Source organism: Microbacterium sp., assembly GCF_047971895.1.
Classification (GTDB): Bacteria; Actinomycetota; Actinomycetes; order Actinomycetales; family Microbacteriaceae; genus Microbacterium.
Genome location: NZ_JBKEAF010000092.1, coordinates 1 through 6,565 on the forward strand (window position 1 = coordinate 1; position 6,565 = coordinate 6,565).

General features: G+C 71.4%; 5 protein-coding genes and 1 pseudogene. 1 reads left to right on the plus strand and 5 read right to left on the minus strand.

From position 1 onward, the window contains the following. Nucleotides 1-446, minus strand: a pseudogene (locus ACK5IN_RS07325) (GTP-binding protein); the annotation flags it as partial. A 471-nt stretch (nt 447-917) separates the two neighbouring features. On the opposite strand from ACK5IN_RS07325, the gene rpsT reads away from it, so the two are divergent. After that, nucleotides 918-1,178 carry a 30S ribosomal protein S20 gene (rpsT, locus tag ACK5IN_RS07330; RefSeq protein WP_416895539.1) on the plus strand — a complete coding sequence of 87 codons (261 nt, stop codon included), beginning with the start codon at nt 918-920 and terminating at the stop codon, nt 1,176-1,178. A 69-nt stretch (nt 1,179-1,247) separates the two neighbouring features. Here rpsT and holA read toward each other — a convergent pair whose 3' ends face one another. The 4 genes from holA to ACK5IN_RS07350 all read right to left on the minus strand — a co-directional run. Then, nucleotides 1,248-2,285: a DNA polymerase III subunit delta gene (holA, locus tag ACK5IN_RS07335; RefSeq protein WP_416895540.1), complete on the minus strand. Its 1,038-nt coding sequence runs from the start codon at nt 2,283-2,285 to the stop codon at nt 1,248-1,250. Nucleotides 2,286-2,294: 9 nt separating this feature from the next. Beyond that, on the minus strand, nt 2,295-4,628 hold the full coding sequence (locus ACK5IN_RS07340) for a ComEC/Rec2 family competence protein (RefSeq protein ID WP_416895541.1): 2,334 nt from the start codon (nt 4,626-4,628) through the stop codon (nt 2,295-2,297). An 8-nt stretch (nt 4,629-4,636) separates the two neighbouring features. Further along, nucleotides 4,637-5,227: a ComEA family DNA-binding protein gene (locus ACK5IN_RS07345; protein ID WP_416895542.1), complete on the minus strand. Its 591-nt coding sequence runs from the start codon at nt 5,225-5,227 to the stop codon at nt 4,637-4,639. A gap of 106 nt (nt 5,228-5,333) precedes the next feature. Further along, a partial coding sequence (locus tag ACK5IN_RS07350; protein ID WP_416895543.1) for a class I tRNA ligase family protein occupies nt 5,334-6,565 on the minus strand: 1,232 nt, incomplete at its 5' end.

Below are 6,565 nucleotides of genomic sequence, written 5' to 3' on the forward strand. Positions count from 1 at the left end.
AGGTCGATCTTGTTGAGGACGGGGTTGATGTGAAGGTCGGCGTCCAGTGACAGGTACAGGTTGGCGAGCTTCTTTGCTTCGATACCCTGTGCAGCGTCCACGAGCAGAATGGCCCCCTCTCACGCCGCCAGGGAGCGCGACACCTAATAGGTGAAGTACACGTGCCCGGGCGTGTCGATCATGTTGAGGACATGGGCGGTGTCGTGGACACGCCACGGCATCCGCACGGCCTGGCTCTTGATGGTGATCCCGCGTTCGCGCTCGATGTCCATCCGGTCGAGGTACTGCGCGCGCATCGCCCGGTCATCGACGACCCCGGTGAGCTGCAGCATGCGGTCGGCCAGGGTCGACTTGCCGTGGTCGATGTGGGCGATGATGCAGAAGTTGCGGATCAGCTCGGGCGGGGTCGCAGCGGGCTCGAGCGGCATGAGGGCGCGTGGTGACATGTCTCGACAATCCTACGGTGAGTCGCCTGGGAGAGCCCGGCCCGTCGGCCGTGGTGACCGTCATCGGGGTGGAGAAGCTGATGCCGTAGAAGTCCTGGGGCCGAGATGAGGCCGAGGTCTCGGTCGTGCGCCGGCATCAGCGGGTCGGCGAAGGCCGTTGTGGTGATGCCCACCTCGCGGGAACCGTGCGTACGCTGCACGGACAGTGCGCGCCGGTGGGCGAGGCCCGCCTCATTGAGCGTGCCGTCGCCCTCGGGGTCGATGCGCACCCACGACAACGAGCCGGTAGCAGTCCACCCCAGGTCGTGCAGGGTGGGTCGTTCGATCGTCGTGCATGTCGGGGGCGCGCTGCCAATACTGGTAGACTCTGCTCTTGGCTTGCGTGTGGGGTTCCTCCCGCACTTCGCCGTGCGGCACCCCTCTCGTGTCGTGCGGCATTCCATCGAAATCCGAACGAAAGATACGTCGAACGTGGCGAACATCAAGTCGCAGATCAAGCGCAACAAGACCAACGAGAAGGCGCGCGAGCGCAACAAGGCCGTCAAGAGCGAGCTTCGCACCGAGGTGCGTCGCACCCGCGAGGCCGTCTCGACCGGTGACAAGGCGGCCGCCGAGAAGGCGCTGAAGACCGCGTCGAAGAAGCTCGACAAGGCCGTCGGCAAGGGCGTCATCCACGAGAACCAGGCGGCGAACCGCAAGTCGGCCCTCGCCAAGCAGGTCGCCGCGCTCTGACACCCGCAGAGCTGAGGCGCTCAGCAGTACCGAAGGCCCGTCCCGCAAGGGGCGGGCCTTCGGCGTTCGTCACGCGCCGTACGGTGCCCGGGTGGCGATGACGGTCACCATGCGCTCGAGGGCGAACACCGGGTCGCGCGAGGCGCCCTTCACCTCGATGTCGGCACGCGCGGTCGCCTGAATCGCCATCGCGAGGGTCTTCTCGTTCCAGCCGCTCAGGTCGCGGCGTGCCCGGTCGACCTGCCAGTCCTTCATGCCCAGCCGTGCGGCGAGCTCGCGCGAGGACTCCCGCGTGCCGGCCACCCGTGCCATCGTGCGCAGCTTGAGGGCGACGGCGGCCACGAGCGGAACCGGATCGGCGCCCGAGTCGAGCGCGTGCCGCAGCGCGATGAGGGCATCACCGTACCGGCCAGCGATGGCGGTGTCGGCAACGGTGAACGCCGATGTCTCGACGCGGCCCCCGTAATACCGTTCGACGACCTGCTCGGTGATGTCGGCGGGCACATCGGCGATCAGCTGTTGGCAGGCCGCCGCGAGCTCGGCCAGGTCGTCGGCGAAGGCGGAAACCAGCGCCCGCACCGCTCCCGGGTCGATCCGCTTGCCGGCGGTGCGGAACTCGCCGATGGCGAAGTCGACGCGGTCGGCGTCGCGTTTGACCGCCGCGCACGGGATCTCCACTCCCCCGCCGATACCGCTGCGGATCGCGTCGAGCAGCTTCTTGCCGCGCACGGTGGCCCCCGTGTGACGCAGCACGACCGTCGCGCCTGCCTGCGGACTCTCGAGGTAGGCGAGCGCCTCGGAGAGGAAGGGGTCCGAGCACCTCTCCACGCTCTGCACCCGCACCATGCGCGGCTCGCCGAACAGCGACGGCGAGGTCACGGCGAACAGCGTTCCCTCGACGTAGTCGTCGGCTCGCAGATCGCTGACCTCGAGCGCGGCGTCCTCCGCGCGCAGGTACGCGCGCACACCCGCGATCGCGCGCTCGGCGCACACCTCTTCGGGTCCCGAGACCAGCACGATCGGCGCCGGCTGCGGCTCACGCCATGACAGCTGCGGGATGGTGCTCTGCGCGGCGCCACGGGCGGGGCGACGGTTCGGAGCGGCCATACGTCGAGCCTACGGGACGGGTGCGACCTCGTCGTGCGGCGAGCTCCGCTCCCGCCACAGTTGCAGTCCCCCGGCTCCACGGGCCACGAGCACCAGGCCGTCGCGATCGGTGCGGCCGATCGCTGCGCCGACGGATGCCACGAGCTGCAACGTCTCGCGGCGCGGGTGGCCGTAGGTGTTGTCCGCGCCCACCGGAACGATCGCGACGGCAGCGCGAACGGCGCGGTACAGGCCGGCATCCTGATCGACGCTCCCGTGGTGGGCGACCTTCACGACGTCGTACGGGCCGCGCAGCCCGGTGTCACCGGCGAGGATCGCCTGCGGCGTCGCGGAGAGATCGCCCAGGAACAGCGCCGACGGAACGCCTCCGCCCCGCACATCGAGCACCACGCTCGCGTCGTTGCCCGCCGGGAAGGCGACACTCGTGCGACGAGGCCAGAGCACGCGCCAGTCCGCGTCACCGAGGCGACCCGACACCCCGCTGTGGGCCTCGACGACCTGCGATCCGGAATCGGCGAACCTCGACAGCAGCGCACGGTCCTGCGCATCTGTCGGGGGGCCGTGCAGCACCAGATCGGAGAGCCCGACGACCGTCTCGGCACCGCCGATGTGATCGTGGTCGAAATGGGTGAGCACGACCAGGTCGAGCCTGGACACGCCCAGGCGCCTCAGGCACGCACGCAGCAGCGCGGGGTCTGGGCCGGTGTCGATCAGGGCGACGTGTTCGCCCGATCGGACGAGCACGGCGTCGCCCTGGCCCACATCGCATACGGCGATGCTCCACGCTCGCGGGATCGTGAGCGCGGCGATCGGCCCGCCGAGCGCCGCCGACCCCAGGAGCACGCCGGCGGTCGTCGAGAGCAGCACCGTCGCGGCCAGGCGGAGCATCAGCGTGCGCACACCCGGCCGCCACAGGGCCAGCAGGACGGCGATGCAGGCCCCCACCAGTGCCAGCGCGGCCGCGCCGACCCAGCCGTCGAGCCACGGAAGGGATGCTGCGGGCAGCTCGGTGACGGTCGTCGCCGTGGCGGCGACCCAGGCCGACGGCACCCAGGCGATCGCTGCGACGCCGTGCGCCACGACCGGGAGCACGGGTGCCAGCAAACACGCGACCAGCCCCAGCACGGTCGCCACCGGCGCGGCCGGGCCGGCGACCAGGTTCGCGACGACTCCATACAGCGGAACGGTGGGGTTGACGAGCACGAGCAGCGGGCCGCACGCCAGCTGCGCCGCCAGCGGCACGGCGAGCACGAGGGCGAGCGCCTTCGGCATGACGCGCGTGAGACCTCGCGCAAGCGGCGGCGCGAGCACCAGCAGCGCCGCGGTCGCCACGGTGGAGAGTGCGAAGCCGAGCGACACCGCCAGCCACGGGTCGCCGACCAGCAGCACGACGACGGCGAGGCACAGCGCCGAGGTGCCGACCGCCGTACGCCCGAGCAGGACGCCAAGCATGGCTGCCGTCGCCATGGCGGCGGCACGCACGACACTGGGCTCCGGGGTGACCAGCAGCACGAATCCGGCCAGCGCTGTGAGCGCCGCGATCACGCGCACCCCGCGGCGCGCCCCGAGCAGCGCTGCGGCACCGAACACGAGGCCGACGATGATGGCGCAGTTCGCGCCCGACACCGCCGTCAGATGGCTCAGCGAAGAGTCCTTCATCGCCGCATCCAGGCCGGCACCCACCGCGCTCGTATCGCCGACCGCGAGACCGGGCAGCAGTGCTCCCCCGTCGCCCGGCAGTGTCGAGGCGAGGTCGACGAATCCGGTGCGCAACGCGGATACCGCCGCGTACGCAGGCTCGGGAGCCGACGTCACCGCGACGCCGCCGGAGCCGAAGACGACCAGCACGGCGCGGTCGCCCGGGTCCGCGCGCATCGCGGTGCCGGTGACCACGACCTGCGCACCGAGATCGAGACCGCTGCCGGCGACTCCGTCGGGTGCCACCGACACGACGACCGGAACCGAGACGGGGATGCTCCGGTCGCCGGCACGCAGTGCGGTGGCGTGCGCGTCGAACCACAGCGATCCGCTGCCGGCCGGCGCCACCTTTGAGGTGACGACCGCCGTGAGCTCGACGGCGCGTCCGCCCTCGACGCCGAACGACGCCGCCGCGTCGCGCGCCGGTTGCGCCCATGCGACGTGCGACGCGATCGTCGCGGCGGCCGCGACGGCCATCACGGTCAGCGCCAGGCGCCGACGGCGCAGTGCACAGCAACACAGCACGCCGGTGACCAACCACAGGGTGGCGGCGTGCACCGCAGCCCAGTCCGGTGCCATGACGGCCACGATCGCGCTCGCCCACCCGGCGACGGCGAGCGGCAGCAGCGGGGCACGGTTCCGCACGAGGCCGCTCAGATCCGCACCAGCGGCTGCAGCGCCGACATCATCTTCTCGCCGATGCCGGGCACCGCCAGCAGGTCCTCGACGCTGGTGAACCGCCCGTTGGCGTCGCGCCAGTCGATGATGCGCTGTGCCAGCGCGGGCCCGATGCGGGGCAGTGTCTCGAGCTCGGCCATGCTTGCGCTGTTGAGGTTCACGCGGTCGTCGGCCGGGCCCGCGGCATCCGGTCCGGCCTCGCCTTCCCGCGGCACGACCAGCTGCTCCCCGTCGCTGACCGGGCGCGCCAGATTGACCCCCGACGGCACGGCGTCGTCGGCCAGCCCGCCCGCTGCAGCGACGGCGTCGACCACACGGGCGCCGTCGTGCAGTCGATACAGCCCCGGCAGGCGCACCGCCCCCGAGACGTGCACATACACGGGCGACGGCTCGACAGCCGCCGCACCCCGCTCACCCCCGCCGACGGGAACGGTCTGTACGGGGGTGTCCGCTGTGCGCCACAGCCCGAGGCCCACGGTGACGACCACCGCGAGGATCACGCCGACGATCGCCGCACCGATGCCGACACGCCGTTTCGGTGCGGCGTACCCCTCAGGCGTGGTCACAGCGTCACGCTAGGGCAGCGGCGAAGCCGCCCCCGCGTGACGCATCTCTCCGAGCCCCGAAACGTGGACGGCCGGCCGAATCCCCCGGTTGGGGAGGAACGGATGCTCAGGCCGGACGCGTCGAGAAGCTCACGACCTTGGGCGGGCGCACCACGGCCTTCACGACATCGCGCTCGCCCAGCGCCCGCTGCACGCGCGCATCGGAGCGCGCCAGCTGCTCGAGTGCGTCGGCGTCGATGCGGGCGGGAACCTCGATCGTGGCCCTCACCTTGCCGTCGATCTGCACGACCGCGGTGACGGACTCCTCGACCAGTAGCGCGGTGTCGGGCTGCCGCCACGTGGCAAGGCCCACGAACGGCTCACGCCCGAGCAGCTCCCACATCTCCTCGGCCGTGTGCGGCGCGATCAGATCGAGCACCAGCGCGATCGCCTCGGCCGCCTCGCGCACTGCAGGGTCGGCGGCGCCCGGGCCCGAGTCGATGGCCTTGCGGGTCGCGTTCACGAGCTCCATGAGCCGGGCGACCAGCACGTTGAACTTCGTCAGCTCGACCAGGCCCGGTGCGTCCGCCCACAGCCGGTGCGTCACTCGGCGCAGCGATTCGTCGCCGTCCGCCCACACCGCGTCGGGCGCCGACGTGACGTCGTTCGCGACGCGCCACGCACGGGCGAGGAACTTCTGCGCACCGGTGGTCGAGACATCCTCCCACTCGATGTCGTCCTCCACGGGGCCGGCGAACGCGATCGCGACGCGCACCGCGTCGGCGCCCGGGTACTCCATGCTGGCGGCGAACTCGACCAGGTTGCCCTTGCTCTTCGACATCTTCGAGCCGCCCAGCAGCACCATGCCCTGGTTGATGAGCGAGGAGAAGGGCTCGGTGAAGTCGATGAGCCCCATGTCGTAGAGCACCTTGGTGATGAACCGCGCGTACAGCAGGTGCAGGATGGCGTGCTCGACGCCGCCGATATACGAGTCGACGGGCGCCCAGCGGTCTGCCTCGGCGAGCGGGAACGCCTCGGTGGCGTCGTGCGGTGCGAGGAAGCGCAGGAAGTACCACGAGCTGTCGACGAAGGTGTCCATCGTGTCGGGGTCGCGCAGCGCCGGCTCGCCGGTTTCGGGGTCGACGGTGCGCATCCAGTCGGTCGCGCCGCCGAGCGGCGACGTGCCCTTCGGCGCGAGGTCGAGGCCCTTCGCGTCGGGCAGCGTCAGCGGGAGCTGGTCGGCGGGGACGGGAACGATGCGCCCGTCCTCGGTGTGGATCATGGGGATCGGCGTGCCCCAGAAGCGCTGACGGGAGATGAGCCAGTCGCGCAGGCGGTAGGTCTTCGCCGCCCGTCCGG

What these genes read in the sequence shown, in the direction of transcription:
- holA (WP_416895540.1), bottom strand. Translation starts at nt 2,285, where the DNA reads ATGGCCGCTCCGAACCGTCGCCCCGCCCGTGGCGCCGCGCAGAGCACC.